This is a genomic window from Bacillus sp. BP-3, assembly GCF_028401955.1.
In the GTDB taxonomy this organism is placed as follows: Bacteria; Bacillota; Bacilli; order Bacillales; family Bacillaceae_G; genus Bacillus_A.
Map to the genome: position 1 here is coordinate 1 of NZ_JAQOTJ010000048.1, position 2,697 is coordinate 2,697.

The window sequence follows — 2,697 nt, forward strand, 5'->3', positions numbered from 1 at the left end:
TATTGTGATAGGTAAGGGTTTGATATTATCTCCGCCTTTTCCCCCACATCACACCGTACGTGATGGTTTCCCATCATACGGCGTTCCATCGTTTCCAACTAACAGTATAAATTAATTTATATTACTATCGGTTCATTGCCAGCCTTAGTTCTTAGCACATTTAGTTTATCCATTTGCTTTTTATTAAGATTAAAAGCCCGAAGGTAGTGAGTAACCTTTTTAAGGTTACTCATGTGTATGAGTTTGTGTATAAACCAATCCACGATGACCAAGTTGTTGTACTTGTCGTCTCCACCTTTATTAATGGGGATTATGTGATGACAATGTACACGATCAACACCAATTTCTTCACCAGTTATAAAGCATTTACCATATTGAGCAATATACTTAGATATTCTGTTATCATTGTATTCAATACTTCTACTCTTCGAGTAGGTATTCATAACTTGGATGAGAACATCTTTAGGTATTGCTTTGAGGTTACTATGTACTTTTTTACGCCCTATCTCTGTATAGTTGCAGATAGTTTGTGAAAAGTTCCATGGATTTTTATGGTGTACACCTGTAACCGGTAAAAGTGGTGTGTTTTGCACAACATAAATCTTAGATGTAGCTTGTATCCCCTTGGCTTTCCTCTTAAATAGTGCAGATGTTTCACAAAACTTCATGTGCCTCATTTTATTTTTCAGTCTGACTTTTATGGTTCTCCATATAGAGTAATTCACCTTTGTTAAGTCCATATAGATTGTAACTGCATATCTGTAATAGTTTTGTATACCAATAAGGGCTATATTAAATCTAGTAACATTCTCTGATGTTGGCTCACTTTGAATTCTCTTAATTCTTTCTTTCAAAAGCCTCTTGGTTTTGGTAATAGCCTTGTCGGACATACTAGTTTTAGCAACATATCCAAATTTGGCTTTACCTTGTTTGACTATTTTAATTTTAAAACCAAGAAAATTAGATGCATTCTTTCTGAGGTTAACCACTTTGGACTTTTCAGCGTTAATTTCTAATCCCAAACGGGATTTAAGAAAATCCACAGTCGCATGATAGAAGCGTTGTGCTTCTTGATAAGTTCGACACATTATTTTGAAGTCGTCAGCGTACCGTACTATGTAACCACATTTTAGGTTTGTATATTTCTTTGCATATTGTCTAAATCCTAAATGTTTGGTGGAGGTTCTGTGAGGTTTATAGGTTTCCCACTGACTACTAACCCACCAATCTAATTCATTTAAAACGATATTTGAGAGTAAAGGAGAAATTATGCCTCCTTGCGGAGTACCCTTGTTAGGGATACCCTCTCCTTCAATTTCAGATTTTAGGATTTTTGAAATAACACATAGAAGAGATTTATCTCTTATTCCTAATGTCCATATTTGCTTTAGTAGCTTTCCATGGTCAACGTTATCAAAGAACCCCTTAATATCGATGTCAACACAATAGTGTTGATGACCTATGTTGATAAGGCTGACCACTCTACTGAAAGCGTGATGTGTACTCCTATTTGGTCGGAATCCATAGCTATGCTTATGGAATTTCGCTTCACAAATTGGCTCTAACACTTGAAGAATAGATTGTTGAACTAATCTGTCCCAAATTGTAGGAATACCCAAAGGTCGTTTCTTATCACTACCTTCTTTAGGAATAAGAACTCTTCTGACCGCTTGTGGTTTATAGTTAGCTAATCGTTTTCTGACTTCATAAATAATCTTCGAATCATTCAGATGCCATATGTCTTTTATGGTTAAATTATCAACCCCAGGAGTTTTACTTCCCTTATTGGTTTTAATGTTCCGATATGCTAATCGAATATTTTCTTCAGAACCGATGATATCAATCAATTTATAAAAGTTGTTACCGTTAAGACTACTGGAATATAACTCATCATACTTTCTTTGCATATCGTAATATTCACTATGTCTTAGTTTGGTTTTCTTTAACATGGGCTGTAACCTCCCTTCGTTTTTCTGGAGAGAGTTACATCTCTTTAGTCTTACTCGAAACCATGTTAACCGTAAGTAACTGTCAGTCTTCAATCGACTAGTGGCTATCCCTCCACGTTCATTACACGTTTCATAGGTACTGTGCCACCACTTTCACTGTCATAAATCTAGGTTATACATCTAATTAATATCACTAGTGTTTTTCCCTAGAACCACTTCATAGGGATGCAAGCCCTCTGTGTTGACAGCTTACCACGTTCCGTCATTCCTATCTTTTCATACACTTTTAGGTTTTCCCTATGAGCCTGCTACCTTGATATTGCCTGTAACAATATATGGACTTTCATAAAGGAGAGTTTTACTCATCCACAGTAGCGACACTAGTTGTGTCAGCATACCTTTCGATATGCTCCCGATATAGACCCGTACCATCAGGAATTCGTCTGCACTCCCAAAACTCGCTGCTGGTTTATCGTGCATCCTAACCATGAGTGTTTTATAGACTCCCGGCTTATAGGTTACGCCATCCACCTCTGGACAGCTTTCGTGTCTATTGACTTACGGTAACTCTCAGCCGACTTCATCGAGCTTCATACGATTTGATTCTTGCCAATCTAATCGCATGTCGAAGGATTAGAGGAAGCCCTTCAAGGCGTTACCCTTTCATTTGACTTCTCAGAATGACAGTTCACTGTTGAACTGTAAGTTCGACAGCGCCTAAGCTTTTCACTTAGGAACGTGTCGCACC

The 2,697-nt window shown here is 37.3% G+C and carries 1 protein-coding gene; it reads right to left on the minus strand.

Annotated elements, in window-relative coordinates:
* Positions 1 to 116: 116 nt before the first annotated feature.
* Positions 117 to 1,949: a group II intron reverse transcriptase/maturase gene (ltrA, locus tag PLX19_RS25850; protein WP_272191794.1), complete on the minus strand. Its 1,833-nt coding sequence runs from the start codon at positions 1,947 to 1,949 to the stop codon at positions 117 to 119.
* Positions 1,950 to 2,697 lie beyond the last annotated feature (748 nt).

Coding starts and splice junctions, on each gene's coding strand:
- ltrA (WP_272191794.1), bottom strand. CDS start 1,949: ATGTTAAAGAAAACCAAACTAAGACATAGTGAATATTACGATATGCAA.